The 23,484-nt window shown below is 58.3% G+C and carries 17 protein-coding genes; 4 read left to right on the top strand and 13 right to left on the bottom strand.

Annotation, left to right across the window (positions count from 1 at the left end; all coding sequences use genetic code 11):
• Position 1: 1 nt before the first annotated feature.
• Positions 2–1,192, bottom strand: a complete 1,191-nt coding sequence (locus tag V6093_RS17910) for an aromatic ring-hydroxylating dioxygenase subunit alpha (protein WP_003253228.1) — start codon at positions 1,190–1,192, stop codon at positions 2–4.
• Between the two features lie 398 nt (positions 1,193–1,590).
• Here V6093_RS17910 and V6093_RS17905 point away from each other — a divergent pair, with 398 nt between their 5' ends.
• Entirely contained in the window at positions 1,591–3,294 is a 1,704-nt protein-coding gene (locus tag V6093_RS17905; RefSeq protein ID WP_047603746.1) for a BCCT family transporter, read from the top strand.
• Between the two features lie 66 nt (positions 3,295–3,360).
• Here the strand turns inward: V6093_RS17905 and V6093_RS17900 are convergent, their stop codons facing one another.
• From V6093_RS17900 to V6093_RS17870, 7 genes are all read right to left on the bottom strand, one after another.
• A complete protein-coding gene (locus tag V6093_RS17900) occupies positions 3,361–4,269 on the bottom strand; it encodes a LysR substrate-binding domain-containing protein (RefSeq protein ID WP_003253225.1) in 909 nt (302 codons plus the stop codon).
• A gap of 262 nt (positions 4,270–4,531) precedes the next feature.
• Positions 4,532–6,238, bottom strand: coding sequence for a long-chain-fatty-acid--CoA ligase FadD1 (gene fadD1, locus V6093_RS17895; RefSeq protein WP_003253222.1), 1,707 nt, complete (start codon positions 6,236–6,238; stop codon positions 4,532–4,534).
• A 143-nt stretch (positions 6,239–6,381) separates the two neighbouring features.
• Positions 6,382–8,730 (bottom strand): RND family transporter, encoded by a 2,349-nt coding sequence (locus tag V6093_RS17890; protein ID WP_064615151.1) that lies wholly within the window; start codon positions 8,728–8,730, stop codon positions 6,382–6,384.
• Positions 8,731–8,732: 2 nt separating this feature from the next.
• Positions 8,733–9,863, bottom strand: coding sequence for a YCF48-related protein (locus tag V6093_RS17885; RefSeq protein WP_003253218.1), 1,131 nt, complete (start codon positions 9,861–9,863; stop codon positions 8,733–8,735).
• Positions 9,864–9,953: 90 nt separating this feature from the next.
• Positions 9,954–11,309 (bottom strand): DUF1329 domain-containing protein, encoded by a 1,356-nt coding sequence (locus V6093_RS17880; RefSeq protein ID WP_100774163.1) that lies wholly within the window; start codon positions 11,307–11,309, stop codon positions 9,954–9,956.
• A gap of 10 nt (positions 11,310–11,319) precedes the next feature.
• On the bottom strand, positions 11,320–13,209 hold the full coding sequence (locus V6093_RS17875; RefSeq protein ID WP_004575183.1) for a DUF1302 domain-containing protein: 1,890 nt from the start codon (positions 13,207–13,209) through the stop codon (positions 11,320–11,322).
• A 162-nt stretch (positions 13,210–13,371) separates the two neighbouring features.
• A complete protein-coding gene (locus V6093_RS17870) occupies positions 13,372–14,256 on the bottom strand; it encodes an alpha/beta fold hydrolase (protein WP_173881342.1) in 885 nt (294 codons plus the stop codon).
• Between the two features lie 180 nt (positions 14,257–14,436).
• Here V6093_RS17870 and V6093_RS17865 point away from each other — a divergent pair, with 180 nt between their 5' ends.
• The 3 genes from V6093_RS17865 to V6093_RS17855 all read left to right on the top strand — a co-directional run bounded on the left by V6093_RS17865 (position 14,437) and on the right by V6093_RS17855 (position 17,171).
• A complete protein-coding gene (locus V6093_RS17865) occupies positions 14,437–15,333 on the top strand; it encodes a LysR family transcriptional regulator (RefSeq protein ID WP_003253209.1) in 897 nt (298 codons plus the stop codon).
• 160 nt (positions 15,334–15,493) lie between these two features.
• Complete coding sequence (locus tag V6093_RS17860) at positions 15,494–16,786, top strand: serine hydrolase (RefSeq protein ID WP_064613721.1); 1,293 nt, start codon at positions 15,494–15,496, stop codon at positions 16,784–16,786.
• A gap of 13 nt (positions 16,787–16,799) precedes the next feature.
• Entirely contained in the window at positions 16,800–17,171 is a 372-nt protein-coding gene (locus V6093_RS17855) for a hypothetical protein (protein ID WP_139139740.1), read from the top strand.
• Between the two features lie 171 nt (positions 17,172–17,342).
• On the opposite strand, the gene glmS is transcribed toward V6093_RS17855, so the two are convergent.
• The 5 genes from glmS to atpD form a co-directional block, all read right to left on the bottom strand.
• A complete protein-coding gene (gene glmS, locus V6093_RS17850) occupies positions 17,343–19,178 on the bottom strand; it encodes a glutamine--fructose-6-phosphate transaminase (isomerizing) (protein WP_004575180.1) in 1,836 nt (611 codons plus the stop codon).
• A gap of 3 nt (positions 19,179–19,181) precedes the next feature.
• Positions 19,182–19,958, bottom strand: a complete 777-nt coding sequence (locus V6093_RS17845) for a DeoR/GlpR family DNA-binding transcription regulator (RefSeq protein WP_003253204.1) — start codon at positions 19,956–19,958, stop codon at positions 19,182–19,184.
• Positions 19,959–20,133: 175 nt separating this feature from the next.
• Positions 20,134–21,501, bottom strand: a complete 1,368-nt coding sequence (glmU, locus tag V6093_RS17840; RefSeq protein WP_003253201.1) for a bifunctional UDP-N-acetylglucosamine diphosphorylase/glucosamine-1-phosphate N-acetyltransferase GlmU — start codon at positions 21,499–21,501, stop codon at positions 20,134–20,136.
• A gap of 119 nt (positions 21,502–21,620) precedes the next feature.
• Positions 21,621–22,040 carry a F0F1 ATP synthase subunit epsilon gene (locus tag V6093_RS17835; RefSeq protein ID WP_003253199.1) on the bottom strand — a complete coding sequence of 140 codons (420 nt, stop codon included), beginning with the start codon at positions 22,038–22,040 and terminating at the stop codon, positions 21,621–21,623.
• A gap of 43 nt (positions 22,041–22,083) precedes the next feature.
• Positions 22,084–23,460 (bottom strand): F0F1 ATP synthase subunit beta, encoded by a 1,377-nt coding sequence (atpD, locus tag V6093_RS17830; protein ID WP_003253197.1) that lies wholly within the window; start codon positions 23,458–23,460, stop codon positions 22,084–22,086.
• Between the last annotated feature and the right edge of the window lie 24 nt (positions 23,461–23,484).

The following is a 23,484-nucleotide window of genomic DNA, read 5'->3' as shown; positions in this document are numbered from 1 at the left end:
CTCAGGCGCGTTGAGCACAGTCAAGCAACTGGCGGGCAGCCCACTTGTGGAAGTAGTGAGTCGGCAGATCCATTTCCGGCGAGAACGCACCGCCGCTGTAACCAGGCGAGGAGCGGCCCTTCTGCATGCCTTCGACCGAGGCGATGTCTTCGGCGAACACTACGCGCCAGGATTCCATTACCGCTTTGCGCGAGGCGTCGTAACGGCTGTCGAGCGCTTCGTCACCCACGTAGAACAGGCGCAGGTGCTCGATGGTTTTACCCGGCGCCACAGGCTCGAGCATCATGGCGAACGCATGGTCGGCCTGGATGCCCAGCAGCACATTGGGGAAGAACGCCACGTACTCAGCAGTGCGCAGGCGGTCCTGTGGCCAGGATGGGAAGATCGGCAAATGGGTACCGGCAACGGCCGAGAGGTTGTAGGCGTGGCTGCCTTGGCCAGCGAATTCCTCGAACATGATGTTGTAGTGGTCTTCCAGGCGCGAGTAGCTGTTCAGGCTCGGGTGCACCCACGGCAGGTGGTAGGCCTCACAGTAGTTCTCGACTGCTAGCTTCCAGTTGCAGTTGACCTCGATGCTCATAGCACCACCGTTCGCTTCACGACGCAGCAGACTCATGCCGTCATTGCCCAGGAACTGAGTCCAGCGTTCGGTCAACGGCTGCAGTTGCTCTTCAAGCGCCGGTGCCTCGCCAGACAGGTTGATGAACACCATGTCCATCCAGATCGTGGTGCGCAGCGCCTTCAGGCCGTGTTTCTCGCATGCGAAACGTTCGTCTTTGTGCTGGTTGATCCCGCCAATGTGCGGAGTGCCTTTGAGACCTCCGTTCAGGTCGTAGGTCCAGGAGTGGTAGGGGCAGCGGATCACACCCTGCACTTCACCCGCCTGTTGAACCAGTTTCACGCCGCGGTGGCTGCAGACGTTGTGAAACACCTGCACCAGGCCTTCACGGTTGCGCATCATCAGCAGCGGCAGGCCCATGAAATCGACCGGCTTGACGTAGCTGTTGGTCGGCAAGTCGCTGGCAAAACCTATACACGCCCAGTTACGCCCCAGCACTTCGTCGCGCTCGAGTTCGAAATAGCGCTGGTCGGTGTAGAACTCGTTGGTCAGGCCATGAGCTTCATGGATAGGCGCCAGAACGGTTTCCAAGACGTGGACGGGAATAAGGCGGGAGTCAGTCGATACGGTCATTTTTTGTTTTCTCTTGTTAGATGCACGGCAGGCAATGCCTTGATGCCTGGTGCCAGTTTCAGCAAGAGAAGAAGGGCGCGACAAACGATTTATTTCAACGCTATTTATCAGTTTTTATCATTAATGATTTATTCGTCGATGACGGCAGTGGTAGATAATCGTTGATGAACTGCCAGGCTCTGGAATTTTCAGATTAATGACTTTTGGTAATCAATTAATGACTAGAAATGGTTTGTCGAAGAGCGGGTAATTCTCCCATTTTGATAGGGCCCGAGAGAGCGTACCGCGCCTTGGGCCTGCGGGAAGACCGCCGCCAGGGATCCGGCACCTGCCTGTGGCAGCGGCTCTACCCAAACCGTGACATCAAACCCTTGAACAAAAACAATAGGGGATAACCAATGCGTGCCGAATCTGGCCTGCTCAAAGGCCTCAATCCCACCGTGACGATCTGGTCGTTACTGGCCGTAGTAGCCTTTGTGCTGTTTTGCGCCCTGTTTGCCGAACATGCAGCAGCGGTTTTTCAACGTGCATCCGACTTCATCCTGCAGAATTTCAAATGGTTCTACCTGATTTCCGTCACGGGTGTGCTGGGGCTACTGATCTATCTGATGTGCAGCAAGTTTGGGTCTATGAAGCTTGGGCGAGACGACGACAAACCCGAGTTCAGCTTCGGCTCCTGGATCGCCATGTTGTTCAGTGGCGGCATGGGCATCGGACTGATCTTCTGGTCGGTTGCCGAACCCATGTGGCATTACGCGGGCAACCCGTTCGCCACCGGCCTCACCGACGAAGCCGCCACCACAGCTATGCGAATTACCCTATTCCACTGGGGCCTGCATCCCTGGGCTATTTTCACCATCGTTGGCCTGGGCCTTGCTTACTTTGCCTATCGCAAGGGCTTGCCGCTGAGCATGCGCTCGATCCTTTACCCGCTGATTGGTGAGCGCATCTATGGGCCCATCGGACATGTGGTGGACATCCTTGCCGTGGTGATTACCGCGTTCGGTGTATCCCAGTCGCTGGGCCTGGGCGTGGTGCAAATGAACACCGGGCTGAGCCAGGTGTTTGACCTGCCCATCAGCCTGGGGGTGCAGATCACCCTGATCGTGCTCATTACCCTGGTTACTACCGTATCGGTGATGGCCGGCGTGTCGCGTGGCATGAAGCGCCTTTCGGAATGGAATATGCTGTTGTCGGTGGTGCTGGTGGTGTTGATCCTGCTGCTGGGGCCAACCCGCTACATCATCAACCTGATGTTAGAGAGCACCGGCGACTACGCCAGCCATGTAGTGGGTCTGAGCTTTTGGAGCGATACCCAGAAGGACAGCGGCTGGCAGAACTGGTGGACGGCGTTCTACTGGCCGTGGTGGATGACCTGGGGCCCGTTTGTCGGTCTGTTCATTGCGCGAATTTCCAAAGGCCGCAGCATCCGTGAACTGATCGCCGGCGCGCTGTTGGTACCCACCCTGGTGACGATCATCTGGATGTCGGTGTTCGGTGGTACCGCGCTCAAGGCTGAGCAGCTCGATCGTCAGCAGCACGCAGAACTGGTTGCCAGTGGTGAGCTGCAGGGCGACAAGGCCAAGTTCGATGGTGGCACGGTATTGCTGGCGACCAAGCAGGAAACCACCGCTGCCATGTTCACCCTGCTGCACAAGATCGACGCCGGTACGTTGGGCAAGGTGCTGAGCGTGCTGGTCTGTATCCTGCTGGCGACGTACTTCATCACCTCGGCCGACTCCGGCACCCAGGTGCTGTGTACGTTGAACTCCATGGGCAGCGCCAACCCGCCGCAGAGTATCCGCCTGCTCTGGTGCATCCTGGAAGGTGCTATAGCCATGGCTCTGCTGATGGCGGGGGGGCTCAAGGCGATCCAGATGGCGAGCATTGCAGCGGGATTGCCGATTGCGGGGTTCATCCTGCTGATTAGTTACACCCTGATGCGCAGCTTGCGCCAGGAGATGGCTGACGGCCTGCTTGATACGCCGCCGGGTGGGCGCCTGCCTATACCTGGGATTCACCCGCAAGGCATCACGCCGGTGGCTGGGCCCTTGGCCTGCGAGGGGCTTGATATGGGGCTGACAGCGAAGAAAGCCAGCTAACCTAAAGCCACCCTGGAAGACACAAGACCGACAGCCATCAGCTGTCGGTCTTGTGTTTTGGGCAGGCTATTTCTGCACCGAAGGCAGGGCCATCAACCAGTCCCGGAACAGCCGCACGCTTTCACGAGGACCACGCTCGGTGGACGACTCCAGCAGGCAGAACTTGGCGTCGGTCTGGAGTACCACATCGTTGGGCTTGACCAGCGCACCGGTGCTCAACGCATCGTCCACCAGGTTGCCCCAGGCCAGGGCCACGCCCTGGCCACTGATCGCCGACTGGATCAGCATACCGTAGCTGTTGATATTGACGCGATGCTTGGGGGTCATGGGCTCGTATCCCAGGCGCTTGAACCATTCGGGCCAACCTACCCAGTCGCGCTGGGAGTCTTCAAGCCAGAGCCAGGTACACGACGACAACCCTTCGATGCTGCTCAGTTGCGGATGCCTGGCCAGATAGGTCGGGCTGCACACCAGGAAGATTTCTTCCGAGAACAGCGGCGTGACAGCCATGTCCTTGGGCGGTGGGTTGCAGTAGTAAAGCGCCAGGTCGCTGTCGAGCCTGGCGTAATCCTTCACATGATCGTGGGCGATGATCCGCAGGTCGATGTTTTCATGGGCACTCTGGAATTCCGACACCTTGGGCAGTAACCACAGCGACGCCATGGCGGTACTGGTGGCAACGGTGACTTGTTGGTTGCCTTGCCACTGGCGTATATCGCCGGTGGCGCGGGCCAGGTGAAGCATGCATTCACGCACCGTTTCGTAATACTGCGCGCCGGTGGGGGTCAGGGACATGCTGCGGGTGGTACGGGTGAATAGTGCCTTGCCCAGGTAGTCCTCAAGAAGGCGAACCTGACGGCTAATTGCACCCTGGGTAACATTCAATTCCTTGGCGGCAAGGGTAAAGCTCAAGTGGCGTGCCGCAGACTCAAACGCATGAAGACTGTTGAGCGGCGGAAGAGGCTGGATTTTCACAGGCAGGGGTTCCACTCATTTTTATTATCATCCGCTCACTGGAGTGGCGGTTTCCTCCCTAACGCATTCAGGGCAGAACGAAGCAACCGGTTTACTATACTGCACATTTGCAGAAAGATATTCGTTCCCTGAATAGGCAATATCCCAATCACTTTTAATGCCATTGAATCACCCCTGGTTTCGAAGACACCTTCAAACTCCCATTAGACGGTCAATTCCGAACCTCGCCCCTTCAGTAGGGTGTCCCACTGAAGTTTTCTCTTCAGGCTTGGACCTTATCCGCCGATGCAGCGTGTTTGCGCAGCGCTTCGTCACGCAGTTCACGACGCAAAATCTTTCCGACGTTGGTGGTCGGTAAGGTTTCACGGAACTCCACCGCCTTAGGTACCTTGTAGCCGGTGACGTTAGCGCGCATGTGCTCCATAACCTGCTCTGTACTCAGCTCACTGCCCGGTTTAACCACCACCAGCAGCTTGATCGCTTCACCGGATTTCTCGTCCGGAATACCGATAGCGGCACACTGCAATACGCCTGGTAAGGTGGCCAGCACGTCCTCCAGTTCGTTAGGGTAAACATTGAAGCCAGACACCAGAATCATGTCCTTCTTACGATCGACGATGCGCATGAAGCCGTCGGCCTGAATTACCGCGATATCACCAGTCTTCAACCACCCATCCTTGTCGAGGATTTCGTCGGTGGCTTCCTGACGTTGCCAATAGCCCTTCATCACCTGTGGTCCCTTAACACACAGCTCGCCGCGCGCCCCAAGTGGCAGGTCTTTGCCGGCTTCGTCGATTACTTTGCACTGAGTCGAAGGCACCGGGATGCCTATAGTGCCAATCTGGATGTTACTAAACGGATTTACCGAAGCGAGTGGACTGGTTTCGGTCATGCCAAAGCCTTCGCAAATCGAACAACCGGTGACCTGCGTCCAACGCTCGGCCGTGGCGACTTGCAATGCCATACCGCCCGAGAACGTGGCTTTTAAGTTGGAGAAATCCAACTGACGAAACGCCTCGTTGTTGCACAGGGCGACAAACAAAGTGTTGAGGCCGACAAAACCAGTGAACGGGTGCTTGGCCAGATCTTTGGTCATCGCTGGCAAATCACGCGGATTAGTAATCAACACGTTATGCCCACCCATCAGCATCATTGCCATGCAGTGAAAGGTGAACGCATAGATGTGGTACAGCGGCAATGGCGCAATCAGCACTTCGACGCCCTCACGCATTTCCGAACCCATCAACGCCTTGGCCTGCAGCATGTTGGCGATCAGGTTGCGGTGAGTCAGCATCGCTCCCTTAGCTACGCCCGTGGTGCCGCCGGTGTATTGCAATATGGCAATATCAGCGCTGCTCGGATTGACCGCTTTAGCCGTTTTTCCCCGCCCTTGTACCATCGCTGTAGTGAACGGAATGGCGTGCGGCAGCTTATAGGCCGGCACCATCCTCTTCACATGTTTGACCATGGTGTTTACCAGCACACGCTTGAATGGCGAAAGCAGGTCACCGATTTCGGTGACGATAACGGTTTCGATGCCGGTTTTAGGTAGCACTTGTTCGGCCAAGTAGGCCATGTTGGCAAGGCAAACCAAGGCCTTGGCACCGGAGTCGTTAAATTGATGTTCCATTTCCCGAGCGGTGTATAACGGATTGGTGTTCACCACCACCAGGCCAGCACGCAAGGCACCAAAGACCACCACCGGATACTGCAGCACATTGGGCATTTGCACGGCGATACGATCACCAGGTTGCAAGTCGGTGTACTGCTGCAAATAGACAGCAAAGGTGTCCGACAACTCGTACAGCTCCGCATAGGTGATGGTTCTACCCAAGTTGCTGAAAGCTGGTTTGTCGGCAAAACGTTGGCAGGACTCTTTCAGTACCGCCTGGATATTCGGGTACTGGTCAGGGTTTATTTCAGCAGCAACCCCAACGGGATACTTGTCCTTCCAAAAATTATCGGTCATGAAAACCCACTCCTAAACAACGGTTTATGTTCACAGCAACAGTGCAGTTGATCGTTGTGTTCTGTGCGGTTATGTCCTTGGATTCAGGCCTGGCAGTACCTCGCTGCCTCGCACTGACACTTGGTAAGCGCGAGGCATACCGCTCAGCGATTGCTTTTGTTGAAGACCAGCAGTGACAGCAGCGCAGGCATCAGCAGCAACGCGCCGACCATGTTCCAGAGAAACAGCAGCACTAGCAGCAGGCCCATGTCGGCCTGGAACTTCAGTGCCGAGAACACCCAGGTGGCCACCCCCAGTGCCAGGGTGAGGCCGGTAAAAGCCACCGAGGTGCCGGTGGTTTTCAGCGCCTCAAAGAACGCCGCACGCAACCTCAGGCCCTGGTGAAGGAAGCCCTCCATGCGGCTGTACAGATAGATGCCATAGTCCACGCCGATGCCGACGCCGAGAGCGATCACCGGCAACGTCGCGATCTTCACGCCCAGCCCCATCTTTGCCATCACTGCCTCGCACAGCACCGTGGACAGGTACAGCGGAGCCATCAGGGCGAAAGTCACTTTCAGCGACCTGAATTCCCACCAGACCACCAGCGAGATGATCACGAACACCAGGAACAGCATCAGTGGCTCGGAGAATTTGATGACAATGTTGGTGGCCGCCTCAATCCCGGCATTACCAGCGGCCTGGAGGATTTCAAAGTCGCCGGTGCTGTACTGCTTGCTGAACGCTTCGACCGCGTTGACTACCCGGGTCAGTGTTTCGGCCTTGTGATCAGCCAGGTACAGGCTGATTGGGGCAACGCTGCAGTTGGGGTCGACGAACTCGGCGGCGACGCCGGAGCGGGCGTTGTTCATCACGAACTGGTCGCGGGAGAACTCGGCCCATTTCGGATTGCCTTCGTTACGCGCGAGTATGTTGAAGCGCATAGTGCGGTACAGCGACTGCACCGACTCGACACCTTCGACTTCCTGTAGAGTCTGCTCCAACTGGGTCGCGAGGTCGGCGGCGGCGAAACGCGCACACTGCTCCTGTGGGGTTTTGAATATCACCACATAGACATCGGTGCTGGTGCTGTAGTGGTCCAGCAGGTAGGCGTTGTCCTGGTTGTAGCGGGACTCTGGGCGGAACTCCGGCGCCCCCTTGTCTAAATCGCCGATCTTCAGGTCCTGCCTGGCGTGGTAGCCATAGCCGAGCAGGAGCAGGCTGCCGAGCACCAGCGCTATAGCGAAACGCGGCTCGACCACCCGCGCCACACGACGGAACACCGGCCAGGAGGAGTTGGCGCGTTTTTCCTGCTGGCGCAGGCCGCGCGGACTGATACCGACGTAGGACATCAGCACTGGCAACAGGAACATCTTCGTGAACAGAGCAACGAACACGCCGATGCTAGCGGTGATGGCCAGTTGCTTGATCACGCCGATGTCAATCACCAGCAGCGTGATGAAGCCCACGGCATCGGCGATCAACGCCGTCGAACCGGGGATGAACAGCGCGCGGAAGGTACGTTGCGAGGCCTCCAGCGGCGTAGCGCCCTGCCCCATCTCGCTCATCATCAAGTTGATGTTCTGCACCGCGTGACTAATGCCGATAGCGAAAATCAGGAACGGCACCAGGATCGAGTACGGGTCCAGGCCAAAATTACCCAGACTGAGCAAGCCGAGCAGCCAGACCACTGTCAGCAGACAGGTCAGTACCGTCACCATGGTGCTGCGCCAGCAATGGCAATAGAAGTACAGCAGCAGCGTGATCAGGCCAACAGTGACGGCGAAGAACAGCGCGATGTCGCTGGCGGAGTCAAGCAGTTCGCCGATGATCTGGGCAAAGCCGATGACGCGGATGTTCACACCCTGATCGGCAAAGTGCTCGCGCACCTGCTGTTCCATGGCCTTGGCGAAAGCGCCGTAGTCAAGCGGCTTGCCGCTGTCCGGATCGTTTTCCAGCAGGGGCACGCGGATCACCGCCGACTTGAAATCGTTGGCGACGTAGCTGCCGATCATGTTGGCGCGCTGAATGTTCTGCCGCACCTGGGCCAGCGACTCGGGCCCGCCGTCGTAGGTGTCGGGGATCACCCGACCGGCGCGCAGCCCCTCGGTGGTAACCTCCGCCCACATGGCGTTCGGGGTCCAAAGCGACTTCAAGTTACCGCGGTCGACGCCCGGCAGATAGAAGATCTTGTCGTTGACCTTACGCAGGGTTTCCAAGAACTGTTGATTGAGGATCTCGCCTTCGGCGTTTTCAACCACCACCCGCAGCACGTTGCTCTGCGGACGCAGCACCTCTTCGAACTTCAGGTAGTTCGCGATGAACGGGTGGCCAGTAGGAATCATCCGCGAGAAGCTAGCATCCGGGCGTACTGACAAGGCGCAATAGGCCAGCAGCAGCGATACCAACAGAAAAAACCCAAGCACCGCGGGACGATTGCGGAACAGGACGCGCTCGCTGATAGCGACCAGGCGGTTCAGAGTAGTCAGGTTGTCCGGCAAGGATTGCGGCATGGTCATTGCTTTTGCTCCTTCAACTCGGCCAACGACAAGGCCAGCAGGCCTCCGTTACCACTTAGAACCAATTGTCCAGGTGCAGCTTCGGCTACGCTCAGCCAGGCATTCTTCCTGCCCGGCAACTGCCAGAGTTCAAAACTCCGGCCGTCCTCGCTGTGCAGGAGCACACCACCATGACCACCGAGCAGCAGGCTGCCGTCGACCAGTTGTGCAGCGCCATACAGACCGGCTCGGGCCGGTACGCTCAGGGGTTGCCAGCTGGCACCTTGATCGTCACTGCTCAGCAGCGTGCCGCCGAAGCCGAGCACTAGCAGGCGACCTCCGTTCAGTTGCAACAACTTGTACAGCGAAGCATTGCTGCCGGAGTCAAGCGTCTCCCAATGCTGGCCGCCGTCGCTGGATCGGTGCAGCTGCCCTCCCTCGCCTGCTACCAGCAAACCGCCGTCAGCCAGCCCGAGTAAGCCGTTTAGATGCAAGCGCTCGGGGTTTTCCGGGCCGGCGAGGAACTGCCAGTGCTGACCGCCATCGACGGTGTGCAAAAACATTCCATAGGCGCCCACCGCCCAGCCTTCTTTGGCATTCTTGAACCAGACATCCAGCAGAGGCCGCGACGGACCATACTCACTGCCGGCCTGAATGTCTTCGAGGGCGAATTGGGCGCTCTCCAGAGCTGTGCTCAGCGCCTCGTCATCCGCCGCCGCGGCACTGGCCGTCTCAAGCCGGGTCACCTCAGACTCAGCCCAAGCCTTCGCCAAATCATTGATGGCACGACCATCGAGCTGCTTCTGCCAGCTCCTTCCGCCATCCACGCTATGCAAAATCACGCCGTCATGACCGACAGCCCAGCCCTGCTGCGCATCGACAAAATGCACCGCGGTCAACAGCACCTCGACTGGCACACGGGCCTGGCTGAGGCTGCCGTTGGCGGCGCGCACTAGCACCCGCCCATCCTGGCCGACTAGCACCACTTGCCCGTCCACTACCTGAGAGTCGGTGAACAACGACTGGGCCGCCAGTGGCGAAAGCCGCGCCGGCCGCTCCAGGCGGTCGGACAGTGCTGCCGGACCGTGCGCATATGCGAAACTGGCGCTCAGGCCGAGCGCCAACACCAGGCAGGTGAGCGTCTTCATAACGGGAAGCCCTCAAAACTAAACCTACGAATTAAAAAGGGCCGAGGGCTCACGCCGCCCGACCCAAGTACCACATGGAGTAGTGCTGGCTTAGCGACCGCTGCGGCGCAGCGCGGCAGGGCTGAAGTCCTTGATGCTGGCCTTGACGCCAAACTCGGTGAGCTTCTCCTCGTTCTCCAGGCCGTAGGCGAGGTAGCGGCGGGCCTGCAGGTCGTAGATGACGTCGCTGATCTGAATGCTCGACAGCACATCGTAGCGCTGCAGGCTATGAGCCTCCTGCATACGCCATAGCTCACCGCGACCGTCGTAGAGGTCGACCGCGAGGATGCCCCAACTGTCCTCGTCGATGTAGAACACACGCTTGGCGTAGATGTGCCGCTCGCCCGGTTTCAGGGTAGCTTCGACCACCCAGACACGGTGCGGCTCGTAGCGCATCAGGTCCTGGTTCAGGTGGTTGGCCTGGATGATCTGCTTATACTTCAGCGTGCGGTCCGCCAGCTTGTAAGTGTTGTAGGGCACCAGCATTTCTTTTTTGCCGACCAGCTTCCAGTCGTACTTGTCTGGGGCGCCGTTGTACAGGTCAGCCGAATCATTGGTACGCAGACCGTCAGAGGTGCTGACCGGGGTGTCATAGGACACTTCAGGAGCCCGCAACACGCGGCGCTGGCCAGGATTGTAGGTCCAGGCCAGACGGGATTCCTTGGTCTGGTCGATGGGCTCGTGGATCAGGGTCTGGGCGCCCGCCACGCTTTCCGGTGAGGTCACGTTGTTCCAGAGGTAGAACAAACGGTTTGGTTCAGGATTACCCAAGGCAGTTGCCATGACGACCTTGCGCACACGCCGCACCGGGGTGAAGCTGCCGTCGGATTGCACCACCATCTCGGTGGGATAGTCGATAAAACCACCCACGCGATAACGCACCAGATGATTCCACATTACCTCCAAACCAGTCTTGGGAATCGGAAAAGGCACCGAGGTCTTATCGTAACGGGACATACCATTGCCACTTACCGCCAGTTCGACGATGCCGGCCTCCTTGGCGATCTGCACGTACTCGGTCTGGGGCAGCGCCGCGGTGCGATGACTCGGGTAGACCGCCATCTTGTAGTCGGGGTACTTCTCCAGCATGGCCTTATGGCCGACGCTCAGCTGATCGGCGTACTGCCCCATGTTGGCCTTGCTCACGGTGTACAGCGGCTGTTCGTTGGCGAATGGGTCGAGATAACCCTTGCTAGCGTCGAAGCCAGCAGGCGGTGTGGTCAGACCGCCGTCCCAAGCCGGGATGGTGCCGCTGGCATTGCCGGCTTTCTCGGCCCCGACCGGGGTCAGGTCCTGGCCCAGGCGCGCCACTTCGGCGGCGTCTAGCTTGGCCAGCGCGGAGCCGCTGGCGAGGCTGATGAGTGCGCCGAGAATGACGCTGGACAATAGGTGCTGATTCATCTGCATACCTCTTTACTTAGAAGCCTGCGCGCAGGCTGAGGGCGATAAAGTCTTTATCGGTTGGGGCCCAGAAGGAGTTGCCGGAGCCGGCCCAGGACAGTTCGGCGGAGTAGTTCTGCAGGTAGTCAGCCTTGACGCCGAACGAGCCCAGCAGGCGATCCTCGAAGAAGTTGCCGTCATAGGAGGTGCCATTCACGTCCTGACCGAAGGCTACGAAGGGCGAAACGTTGATCCCGGCGAACAGACCCGGATAGTTCAACTGGGCGCGTAAGCGATAGCCCCAGGAGAAATCGGTAACGAAGCCTTCGTTGCTGCAGACTTCCTTCTGGTAGCGCGCATTGACCCCTACCGTGCAGCCTGCCGAGCCGAGGCCCTGATTGGCGGCGAAGTTGGTGCCAAAGGAATCGGTGCGGCCATAACGACGATCATCGAGGCTTGGCAGATTGTGTATGTACTTGGCAGCCACCTCGCCCATCAAACTGAGGTTGTCCGCACCTAGTACCTGCGATACCGTTTTGATAAAGCCCAGCGATAGTTGCGAGATTTCCAGACGGTCGTAGCCATTGAAGCGTGAGCCGGACGTGGCATTGATGGCGTCCTGGCCGAGAGTCAGGTTCTCGCCGATCAACCCTGCAGTGGCGACTGGGTTACCGGCGAAGGCCGGAATAATGTCACCGGAATGCAGGGCTGCCGGCTGGTTCGGCCGATAGCTGTATTCGCCGAACACCGAGGTGCCAAGCAGTGTGGTGGAGAAGCTCAGGCCGAAGATGCGGATATCCTCGGGGAAGGCTGCGTAATACTCGACGTTAGTGGCCTGCTGACCGGCAATCCAGCCAGCACCGCCTGCCGCGCGCTGGGCGGTCATCACGCTGGGGGTGGGGGCGCGGGAGTGAATATTCATCGCATAGGCGCCGAACTCTGCACCCAGGCTGTCAGCATAGTAGCGGGCGGCCAGGCCGAATTGGCCACTGTTGCGCGCCTCGTCGTCCTCGGCTCGGTGAATGATGAAGTCTTGGGCATAACCAACCTGGTCGTTCGGATTCTGCGCGAGGGACCCGCGCGATATGCCGTAGCAACCCTCGGGAAAATAGTCGTTGAGTGCGAAGTAGGTCCCGCAGCCTTCCAGCACCGACTGACGCCATTGCAACTGATAGAAGGCCTCTACGCTGAGGGCGTCGGTCAGGCCAAAGTTGGCATACAGCAGCGGTACCGGCAGCAGGGCTTCCTTCAACTGCGCGCCGGGGCGGCGCAGGGCGGCCACGTCCACCGGGTTAACGGCGTTCAGGCCGTTCTGGAAGAACAGCCCCTCTCCCCAGTTGATCACCTGATTGCCGGCGCGCAGATGCAGCGGGTGATCGGCAAGATCGAAGTCGCCAAACACATAGGCGTCCAGCAGCTCGGCGCCCTGAAACTTGGCCATTTCGTCGAAGTGACTGTCGTCCAGTTTGCTGTCCGTCTCATAGCCATTGGGCGAGTGGCCGTGTTCGACCTTGGAGTTTTCCAAGGTGTAGTCATACCAGGCCTTGGCGCGCACAAAGGCACCGAAGTTGCGCCAGTTGAGTTCAACTTCGCCGAGCAGGGTGGTCGGCGAAGACACCAAATCATCTTTTTTGTAGTTGAGGCGGCTGTCGTCGGCGTTACGTGCACCAGTGGGGTTGAATTGGCCTGCTGAGCCATACCCGTTGTGGTCGGCATTGCCCTGGAAGATCAAATTCCGATTAGGATTTTCCGCGCTCCAAATAGCCCCGGTGGTGACGCTGCCGTTGGCGCGGCCACTAATCTCGCCCCACTCAAATTCGCCGGCATTAGCTTGCAACGAAATGGCGCAGGCCAAGGGGGTCAAGGTCAGGGCGGCTTTGCCCAGCCAGCTACGACTATGCATGGAGAAGTTGGCGAGTGAAGTCATGCGACTCCCTCCTTATTGTTGTTATTGGATGGGGTGCTACTTGTATCGTCGCAAGTCGGTAAGACCGGGCGAGGACTGCGGTTCGGTTTCTAGGGCTAACTAACTCAACTCAAGCCACCGAAAACCGGCCGGACAATCGCAGTTGTGAGTGAAGGATCGGCCTCAGAAACGCTCGCGCAGCCAACTGATAATTGTGTCGGCGACCTGTTGCGGTTGTTCGGGCAACAGCGCATGGCCGGCGTAGGCAAGCTTCTGAACTTTCACCCGTTCGGGGTAGGCCTTGAGCAGCTTGTCGGCATTTGCCGGCGGGGCCACGCGATCTTCCAGAGGCTGGATTACCAGCATGGGTGCCACACCGCCCGCCCACCAACTCTGGAGCGGGGTGGCCTTCGTAGCGGCTTCCTGATAAATCGCCACCTCGGGGTACCAGCCGTCACGCCAAGCCGCCGGTTCATTGCCTTCAGCAAAGAAGGCCAAGCGGACAGCCTCAAGATGTTCCGCCTCAGGCAGATCCGTCCTGAAGCTGTCGCGCAGGGCTTTGACTATTTCTTTGGGGATGTTGGTCGAACCACCGGCCGCTAGCAGGATCACGCCCTTGGTTTGTTGCGGATACTCGCTGGCGAACGTACGTGCCACTCGGTTACCAAAAGCATGGCCGACCACGATAACAGGGCTGTTGGTCACGGCCTTGCTGACCGCGTACACATCCGCTGCGAGGTCTTGCAGCGTCAGTCCCACAGTGAGTCCGCTGCTTTGGCCAATGCCGCGCGGTTGCGGCAGGATTACCTGATAACCGGCATCAACCAGACGCATCTTCAGATCATCGAAGTCCTGCGCGCCACGGCCCAGCGAGGGAATGAGCACCACGGGCAGGCCCTCGCCGAGCACCTCAACATGAATGCTGCGCTGGTCTTCTTTCACCATCAACTCACGTGCCTCACTCAAACCCGGCGTCTGCAGCAGCATGAGGCCGCAGAAAATATGGGCGGCGAGAACCATGGGAGTAATTGAGCGCATTGCTTGCATCGAGAACGGAGACTGGCGCATGAGTAATTCTCACTGGCTAGGCCGACTGCACGGGCTAAGGCTGCGCCTGATCTTTTGGCTCAGGGTACCGAGAACCCGTGATATGGCGTTTGTATTTGTTGTGTGCGCCGGAGTCTAGGCTTGTGAAATAAATATAAATAGTTTAAAAAAATTATTTATCGATGCATTTTAGGAATCACCATGCTCACCCTCAAACAGCTCAAACACCTGATGGCCATTCATCAACATGGAAGCATCCACCGCGCTGCCGAGGCCTTGTACATCACCCAGCCGGCACTGACTCGCAGCCTCGGAAATCTAGAGGAGGCCTTTGGAGTACGGCTGTTTGACAGGAGCAAGAGCGGTATGCAGGCCACCGATTTTTATCTAAAAATCAGGGACCGCTGTGCCCACTTGTTGCTGGAGGTAGAAGAGCTCGAACGCGAAGCGGGGCTTTACCGCAACCTAGAATCGGGGAAGCTGTCGATTGGTATGGGGCGGGCCTCCCGGGAGCTGATCTTGTGCACGGTCTTACCCAAGTTCGTAAAGCAGCACCCCCATATACAGGTGCAAATCCGCGAGGGGGTTTCGGAAGAACTTGCCTACGGCCTGACAAACTGCAGCTACGATCTGGTGATTGCCGGCGTGGGCAGCTATCGACACTTTGAAGGGCTGATATGGCAAGAGCTCCAGCGCTTGAGAATTTCGCTCGTCGTAAGGAGCGGCCACCCGCTGACACAACAGCAAGGCATTCCTCTGACGGAACTGATGAATTTCCCCCTGGTTTCAGCCACTGAGCTTTCGCCAAGCCATCCCGTGTACAAGCGACACCCCGCGCTAGCCGAACTGAACATCAGCGTGCTGTGCAGCGACTTCCACGTGCTCAAACAGATAACGCTAGAGACAGATGCCGTGATGGTTGCACCGGAACGACAGTTCCAAGCAGAGCTGGACGAAGGCAGTCTGGTGATACTGGATATCGCCGGGCTGGAACTCATGATCGAGCTATGCGCCATCGAGCTGGCTGGCCGTTCTCGCTCTCCAGCCGCACAACGCTTCATAGAGCTGTGTCAGGAGCTACTGCCTACGCTGGCCTGAACACAAGCCTATTGTGTGCTTTCAATAACCGATACTTAAAATGCATCAATCAATGAATATAATGAACTGTTAGTTATCTATCTGCCCGCCTACTCTAGCCTTGGCAGTCGAGCGTCCATTACGTACGCACAACTTATTTCTCAGGCGCCGGAGTACCTCAATGTTCACAACAAAAAAAATAGACCCATTAACTCAAACGGCTGTCAGCCTCAGTCGCACAGCAAAACAAGGGGGGCTGAGCCTAGGTTTGGTTCTCTCTCTCGCCGGGGGCACAGTACTGCCTGCCGCCGCTGCCGACAGCGTCTGTGGGCCCAAGAATATAGAGGCAGTTGCAAGCTACTTCTCCACGGCCACCGCATCGGCACCGCAGAATTATCGGAACGCTTATCAGCACTTCCCGTCTCGCGAAATCCCCGCTGCGGCCAAGCCTTTCGCGCTAACCGCAGGCCAGCCTCTGGGCAAGGTCGACTACAGCTATGAAGGCAAGGAACGCAGTCTCGACGACTTTCTGAAAAGCACGCGCAGCAACGCTTTTCTGGTTCTGCACGATGGGCAGATTCTGCAAGAGCAGTACTTCAACGGCGCTTCGCAGCAGAGCCATTTCTTGATCAACTCGATGACCAAGTCCCTAGTTGGCTTGCTGGTCGGTGTCGCCGTGGAGCAAGGAAAGATCGCTAGCCTGGACGACCCAATAACCCGCTATTTACCGGAACTGGCACACAGTGCTTATGCCACAGCCACGGTCCGCCAGGTGCTGGACATGACCACCGCAATGCAATTCGCAGGACAGAACCCCGAAGCCGCGGGCCGTGGAAGAGACATTGAAGCCGCCGCAGGTAAGAGCTTCGGCTGCAATCAGTCAATCCGGCAGCATCCTACTACTGCACTGTACAGCGAGCGCAGCCATCACGGTGAGCGATTCACCTATATCAATACCAATACTCAGGTTCTGGGGATGCTTGTCGAGCGTGTTACCGGCACCTCCCTATCGCAGTTCATGGAGAACAATATTTGGTCGCGAATAGGCACAGAGAGCAGTGCCTACTGGCTCCTCGATCAGACCGATAAGAGCAAGGCGATAGAGCATGCCTGGGTGGGTTTGAATGCACGCCTGCGCGACCTTGGCCGCATGGGGATGCTATTGGCTCATGGCGGAGAGTGGCAAGGCCAACAGCTGATCAGCAAGGCCTGGATAAATGAAAGCATGCACCCTTCCGAACCTTTCCTGCAGCAATTGCCAGAGCGCCCTCTGTTTGGTTACAGCCACCAGTGGTGGGTTCCGGTTGGCGGAGAGGGAGAGTTCATGGGAATAGGCTTTGGCGGACAATACCTTTATGTCAATCAGCCCAAGCAGTTGGTGGTGGTTCAGCTGAGTACCAATCCTGCGTACGACCCCAAGAAAACTTCGGAAGAAACTCTAGCAGCGTTCCGCGCCATCGCCACTAAACTCTAAAGGGATTAACACCATGAGTTCAAATACTCTCAAAGGAATACGAAAACTGTCGGCGGCTCTCATGTTGCTATCCGGTGTAACCCATTTGTCACAACTAGTGGTTTATGGTTTCGCGCTAAACGTAATTGGTGCTGCAACGTTCGGGGCGATCTATCTTATTGTAGGCATATACCTCCTAAAACCTGGCACACTAGGCCTGTGGCTGGGTTCTTATCTGCCTTTGGCGGGAGGTATCATGGGTGCATGCCGCTACCTGCTTGTGCATAACAACCCATTTAGCTTGTTCCATATCGGAATTGATCTAATTGTCGTCCCTAGCTGTTTGTATCTGCTGGCGCTTGAATACCGTCGACTGCAACAAGTGGCGGTTAAGTCATACACATGACTTGCGTTTTAATATAGATGAGCAGGCCCCGGAGTGGGCCTACTCTCTCTGCGAGGCGCCTTGAACTGATTAATGTGAGAAGCCACTGAACGGAAAGCGAACCGAGGAATCCTCGGCCGCTTCCGACAGTTTTAATTCTCTAAATCCAGTTGATCAACACCTGACTACCCGTTACTCGACAGTCACCGACTTGGCCAGATTACGCGGCTGGTCAACGTCGGTCCCCTTTAGCACGGCCACATAATAAGACAGCAACTGCAGCGGAATGGTGTACAGGATTGGCGCCAGGGCATCGGCAATGTGCGGCACCTTGATCACGTGGGTGCCTTCGCCATTGGTCATGCCAGCGTGCTCGTCGGCGAACACTACCAGCTCGCCACCACGGGCACGCACTTCCTGCAGGTTGGACTTCAGCTTCTCCAGCAGTTCGTTGTTGGGTGCAACGGTAACCACCGGCATGTCGTTGTCCACCAACGCCAGCGGGCCGTGCTTCAACTCGCCTGCAGGGTACGCTTCGGCGTGGATGTAGGAGATTTCTTTAAGCTTGAGAGCACCTTCCATCGCCACCGGGTACTGCGCGCCGCGGCCGAGGAACAGGGTATGGTGCTTGTCGGCGAAAAGCTCGGCAATTTTCTCGACGGTGGCATCCATGGCCAGGGCTTCGCCCAGGCGGGTCGGCAGGCGACGCAGCTCTTCAACCAGCTCAGCTTCGACACCGGCCTCCAGCGTACCGCGCACCTGACCAAGGGCCAGGGTCAGCAGCATCAGCGAAACCAGCTGGGTGGTGAATGCTTTGGTCGAAGCCACGCCGATTTCAGGGCCGGCCAAGGTCAGCAGGGTCAAGTCCGACTCGCGTACCAGCGAGCTGATACCCACGTTGCAGATCGCCAGGCTGCCGAGGAAACCCAACTCCTTGGCGTTGCGCAGTGCGGCCAAGGTATCGGCGGTTTCGCCGGACTGCGAGATGGAGACGAACAGCGTGTCTGCCTGCACCACCACCTTGCGGTAGCGGAACTCGCTGGCCACTTCTACCTGGCATGGGATGCCGGCCAGGCTTTCCAGCCAGTAACGCGCAACCATACCGGCGTGGTAGCTGGTGCCACAGGCAACGATCTGCACGTTGCGCACCTTGGCAAACAGGTCGGCAGCTTGCGGGCCAAAGGCCTGGACCAGCACGTTGTCCTTGCCCAGGCGGCCTTCAAGCGTGCGCTGAACAACGCTTGGCTGCTCGTGAATTTCCTTGAGCATGAAGTGGCGGTAAGCGCCCTTGTCGGCAGCCTCGGCACCTTCGTGATATTGCACGGTTTCGCGCTGGACCTTGTTGCCCTGCTGGTCCCAGATAGAGACCTGATCACGGCGGATTTCAGCGATGTCGCCTTCTTCCAGGTACATGAACCGGTCAGTAACCTGACGCAGCGCCAGCTGGTCGGACGCCAGGAAGTTCTCGCCAAGGCCCAGGCCGATAACCAGCGGGCTACCACTGCGCGCGGCCACCAGGCGGTCCGGCTGCTTGGCACTGATCAGCGCGAGGCCGTAAGCGCCGTGCAGGCGCTTCACCGCCGCCTTAAGGGCGTCGGTCAGGTCTGGAATGCTCTTCAGGGTGTGGTGGATCAGGTGGACGATGACTTCGGTATCGGTCTGCGAAGTGAAGACATAGCCCAGGCCCTTCAGCTCTTCGCGCAGCTCCTCGTGGTTCTCGATGATGCCGTTGTGCACCACGGCCACGTCATTGCCCGAGAAGTGCGGGTGGGCGTTGCCTTCAGTCGGCGCGCCGTGGGTAGCCCAGCGAGTGTGGGCAATACCCAGCTGGCCTGCCAATGGGTCATCAGCAACAGCAACCTCCAGCTCGCTGACCTTGCCGATGCGGCGGCGGCGCTGCAGTTCACCGTTCTGGGTGAGTACAGCCAAACCGGCGCTGTCGTAACCGCGGTATTCAAGACGCTTGAGGCCTTCGATCAGGATGGCTGTGATATTACGCTCGGCGACAGCACCAACGATTCCACACATGTTTTATTGCTCCTGGCTGATCGCGGCGCAGATCAGGTTGATGCCGCGGGCTTGAATTTGTTCGCGCGCTGCTGCTGGCAGGCGTTCATCTGTAATAAGGGTGTGCACGCTGCCCCAGGGCAGCTCGAGGTTAGGGATCTTGCGCCCCACCTTGTCCGACTCGACCATCACGATCACTTCACGGGCAACTTCGGCCATGACCCGGCTCAGCCCAAGCAGCTCGTTGAAGGTAGTGGTACCCCGGCCGAGGTCGATGCCGTCGGCACCGATGAATAATTGGTCGAAATCGTAGGAGCGCAGTACCTGCTCCGCGACCTGGCCTTGGAACGATTCGGAATGCGGGTCCCAGGTGCCACCGGTCATCAGCAGCACCGGCTCGTGTTCGAGGTCGCAGATTGCACGGGCCACATTGAGCGAATTGGTCATCACCACCAGGCCTGGCTGGCGCCCCAGTTCGGGGATCATTGCCGCCGTGGTGCTGCCGCTGTCGATGATAATGCGCGCATGTTCGCGGATACGCCCCACGGCGGCACGTGCAATGGCCTTTTTATAAGAAGAGACGGGTTGCGCCGGTTCACCGAGCAACTCTTGCGGCACCGGCACCGCCCCGCCATAGCGGCGTAACAACAAGCCGTTGGTTTCCAAGGCGGCGAGGTCTTTGCGAATGGTCACTTCCGAGGTGGCGAAACGCTTGGCCAACGCGTCCACACTTACCTCACCCTGCTCGCTGAGCAGAGCCAGAATATTGTGTCGCCGTTGTGGTGTGTTTCGTTTCGACATGTGCGTTTAAGTTTCGATTCGAAAGTTAGTGGTTGCAATCAAAACCTAAGACGCGCGATTCGTCAAGCTGTCGCTGACCTGTGGATTGTTTGCTTCTGCTTTGACGCGGCAGCGCCAATAAAAAAGCCGACTTATTCACATAAGTCGGCTTTCGATCGAAACGGCTGTGAATAACTCAGCTCTTCTTGATCTTCTCCGGGCGCTTCCAGCCCGAAATGTTGCGCTGGCGCGCTCGGGCTACAGCCAGGTCACCCGCTTCTACGGCCTGGGTGATGGTCGAGCCGGCTGCGGTGGTCGCGCCGGCCTTGATTTCCACAGGCGCCACCAGCGAGTTGTTCGAACCGATGAACACGTCTTCACCCATCACGGTCTTGAACTTGTTGGCGCCATCGTAGTTGCAGGTGATGGTGCCGGCGCCGATATTGGTGCGCGCACCGATTTCGGCATCCCCCAGGTAGGTCAGGTGACCAGCCTTGGCCCCTTCACCCAGGTGGGCGTTTTTCAGTTCGACGAAGTTACCCACATGGGCCTTGGCGTCCAGTACGCTGCCCGGACGCAGGCGGGCGAACGGGCCAGCATCGCTGCCTTCGCCCATCACAGCGCCTTCGAGGTGGCTGTTGGCCTTGACCACCGCGCCTTTGCGCAGGGTCGTGTTCTTGATCACGCAGTTAGGGCCGATCTGCACATCGTCTTCGATGACCACCTTGCCTTCGAGAATCACGTTGATGTCGATCAGTACATCACGACCAACGCTGACTTCACCACGAACATCGAAGCGTGCCGGGTCACGCAGGGTAACCCCCTGAGCCATCAGACGGCGGCCTTCACGCAACTGGTAGTGACGCTCCAGCTCGGAGAGCTGGCGGCGGTCGTTGGCGCCCTGCACTTCCATAGCGTCGTGTGGCTGTTCAGTTGCCACCACCAAGCCATCGGCCACTGCCATGGCAATTACGTCGGTCAGGTAATACTCGCCCTGGGCGTTGTTGTTCGACAGCCGGCCCATCCAGTCAGCCAGACGCGCGGCTGGCAGCGCCAGAATGCCGGTGTTGCCTTCCTTGATCGCTTTTTGCGCGTCGTTGGCGTCCTTGTGCTCAACGATGGCAGTTACCCTGCCCTGCTCGTCACGCACGATCCGGCCATAACCGGTCGGATCGTCGAGGGTGACTGTCAGCAGTCCCAGCTGCTGATCGTTGGCCTTCGCCAACAGACGCTGCAGGGTCTCCACTTCGATCAACGGCACGTCGCCGTACAACACCAGCACGGTATCAGCGGTCAGCGCTGGCAGTGCCTGGGCAACAGCATGACCGGTACCCAGCTGTTTATCCTGCATGACGAAATTCAGGTCGTCAGCGGCCAAGCGCTCGCGAACCAGCTCGGCACCATGGCCAATGACCACATGAATACCTTGCGGCTGAAGTTGGCGCGCGCTGTGGATAACATGGCCGAGCATGGAATTGCCAGCTACCGGGTGCAACACTTTGGGCAGCGCCGAGCGCATGCGGGTGCCTTGGCCGGCGGCGAGAATAACGATATCGAGTGACATTACTGGCTACCAATCCTGGGCGGTCAGTGAAAGACCGGGGGGAGAAAACAGAAAAAGAAAAAGGGTAGCCGAGGCTACCCTTTTACTCAATCGCAACAGAAGTTATCAGCCGGGGCCGATTACTTGCCTTTGCGCATTTGCTGGACGGTACGCAGCTGGGCTGCGGCCTCGGCCAGACGTGCGGCGGCGGCACTGTAGTCGAAGTCCGCGCCTTTCAGATTCAGGGCGTTCTCGGCAGCCTTGAGGGCCTCCTGAGCCTGAGCTTCATCCAGGTCTGTAGCACGTTGCACGGTATCGGCAAGCACCTTGACCATGTTCGGCTGAACCTCGAGGAAACCACCAGAGATGTAGAACACCTCTTGTGCGCCACCCTGCTTGGTCAGCGTGATCGGACCAGGCTTGAGATTGGTGATCAGCGGCGCATGGCCTGGAGCGATACCAAGATCACCCAGGTTACCGTGCGCAACCACCATCTCGACCAGGCCGGAGAAGATCTCTCCTTCCGCGCTGACGATATCGCAATGGACTGTCATAGCCATCTGCTTGCCTCAACCTGATAGCGCCCCTTGCGGGGCGCAGGAATTACAGTTTCTTGGCTTTCTCGATCGCTTCGTCGATGCTGCCGACCATGTAGAACGCTTGTTCTGGCAGGTGGTCGTAGTCACCTTTGAGGATGCCGCTGAAGCCAGCGATGGTGTCTTTCAGAGAAACGTACTTGCCTGGCGAACCGGTGAAGACTTCTGCCACGAAGAACGGCTGCGACAGGAAGCGCTGGATCTTACGAGCGCGGGCTACCAGTTGCTTGTCGGCTTCGGACAGTTCGTCCATACCCAGGATCGCAATGATGTCCTTCAGCTCTTTGTAGCGCTGCAGAACATACTGAACACCACGAGCGGTCTCGTAGTGCTCGTTGCCGATCACGTTCGGGTCCAGCTGGCGCGAAGTCGAGTCCAGTGGGTCGACCGCTGGGTAGATACCCAGGGAGGCGATGTCACGGGACAGAACGACGGTGGCGTCCAAGTGGGCGAAGGTGGTCGCTGGCGACGGGTCGGTCAAGTCGTCCGCAGGTACGTATACGGCCTGTACGGAGGTGATCGAACCTTCCTTGGTGGAGGTGATGCGCTCTTGCAGAACGCCCATCTCTTCAGCCAGGGTCGGCTGGTAACCTACTGCAGAAGGCATACGGCCCAGCAGTGCGGATACTTCGGTACCGGCCAGGGTGTAACGATAGATGTTGTCGACGAACAGCAGAACATCGTTACCTTCGTCACGGAACTTCTCGGCCATGGTCAGGCCGGTCAGCGCTACACGCAGACGGTTTCCTGGTGGCTCGTTCATCTGACCGTAGACCAGCGCTACTTTGTCGAGAACGTTGGAGTCCTTCATCTCGTGGTAGAAGTCGTTACCCTCACGAGTACGCTCACCCACACCAGCGAACACGGAGTAACCGCTGTGTTCCATGGCGATGTTACGGATCAGTTCCATCATGTTTACGGTCTTGCCGACACCGGCACCACCGAACAGACCAACTTTACCACCCTTGGCGAACGGGCAAACCAGGTCGATAACCTTGATGCCGGTTTCCAGCAGGTCGTTGCCGCCTGCCTGGTCAGCGAACGAAGGCGCTGGCTGGTGGATACCGCGACGCTCTTCTTCGCCGATCGGGCCGGCTTCGTCGATCGGGTTGCCCAGTACGTCCATGATACGGCCCAGGGTGGCCTTACCAACTGGAACGGAAATGGCAGCGCCGGTGTCGACGACATCCAGACCGCGCTTCAGGCCTTCGGTCGAGCCCATCGCAATGGTACGAACCACGCCGTCGCCCAGCTGCTGCTGAACTTCCAGGGTGGTTTCCGCGCCTTGTACTTTAAGCGCGTTGTATACACTCGGCACGACGTCACGTGGGAATTCCACGTCGATGACGGCGCCGATGATTTGAACGATACGTCCGCTACTCATAGCTGGATCCTCTGAATATGTGAA

The sequence above is a fragment of the Pseudomonas putida group bacterium ESBL64 genome (assembly GCF_045277175.1).
In the GTDB taxonomy this organism is placed as follows: domain Bacteria; phylum Pseudomonadota; class Gammaproteobacteria; order Pseudomonadales; family Pseudomonadaceae; genus Aquipseudomonas; species Aquipseudomonas alloputida.
This window is presented reverse-complemented; position numbering and strand designations above follow the sequence as displayed.

What these genes read in the sequence shown, in the direction of transcription:
- V6093_RS17910 (WP_003253228.1), bottom strand. Translation starts at nt 1,192, where the DNA reads ATGACCGTATCGACTGACTCCCGCCTTATTCCCGTCCACGTCTTGGAA.
- V6093_RS17905 (WP_047603746.1), top strand. Translation starts at nt 1,591, where the DNA reads ATGCGTGCCGAATCTGGCCTGCTCAAAGGCCTCAATCCCACCGTGACG.
- fadD1 (WP_003253222.1), bottom strand. Translation starts at nt 6,238, where the DNA reads ATGACCGATAATTTTTGGAAGGACAAGTATCCCGTTGGGGTTGCTGCT.
- V6093_RS17890 (WP_064615151.1), bottom strand. Translation starts at nt 8,730, where the DNA reads ATGCCGCAATCCTTGCCGGACAACCTGACTACTCTGAACCGCCTGGTC.
- V6093_RS17885 (WP_003253218.1), bottom strand. Translation starts at nt 9,863, where the DNA reads ATGAAGACGCTCACCTGCCTGGTGTTGGCGCTCGGCCTGAGCGCCAGT.
- V6093_RS17880 (WP_100774163.1), bottom strand. Translation starts at nt 11,309, where the DNA reads ATGCAGATGAATCAGCACCTATTGTCCAGCGTCATTCTCGGCGCACTC.
- V6093_RS17875 (WP_004575183.1), bottom strand. Translation starts at nt 13,209, where the DNA reads ATGACTTCACTCGCCAACTTCTCCATGCATAGTCGTAGCTGGCTGGGC.
- V6093_RS17870 (WP_173881342.1), bottom strand. Translation starts at nt 14,256, where the DNA reads ATGCGCCAGTCTCCGTTCTCGATGCAAGCAATGCGCTCAATTACTCCC.
- V6093_RS17865 (WP_003253209.1), top strand. Translation starts at nt 14,437, where the DNA reads ATGCTCACCCTCAAACAGCTCAAACACCTGATGGCCATTCATCAACAT.
- V6093_RS17860 (WP_064613721.1), top strand. Translation starts at nt 15,494, where the DNA reads ATGTTCACAACAAAAAAAATAGACCCATTAACTCAAACGGCTGTCAGC.
- V6093_RS17855 (WP_139139740.1), top strand. Translation starts at nt 16,800, where the DNA reads ATGAGTTCAAATACTCTCAAAGGAATACGAAAACTGTCGGCGGCTCTC.
- glmS (WP_004575180.1), bottom strand. Translation starts at nt 19,178, where the DNA reads ATGTGTGGAATCGTTGGTGCTGTCGCCGAGCGTAATATCACAGCCATC.
- V6093_RS17845 (WP_003253204.1), bottom strand. Translation starts at nt 19,958, where the DNA reads ATGTCGAAACGAAACACACCACAACGGCGACACAATATTCTGGCTCTG.
- glmU (WP_003253201.1), bottom strand. Translation starts at nt 21,501, where the DNA reads ATGTCACTCGATATCGTTATTCTCGCCGCCGGCCAAGGCACCCGCATG.
- V6093_RS17835 (WP_003253199.1), bottom strand. Translation starts at nt 22,040, where the DNA reads ATGGCTATGACAGTCCATTGCGATATCGTCAGCGCGGAAGGAGAGATC.
- atpD (WP_003253197.1), bottom strand. Translation starts at nt 23,460, where the DNA reads ATGAGTAGCGGACGTATCGTTCAAATCATCGGCGCCGTCATCGACGTG.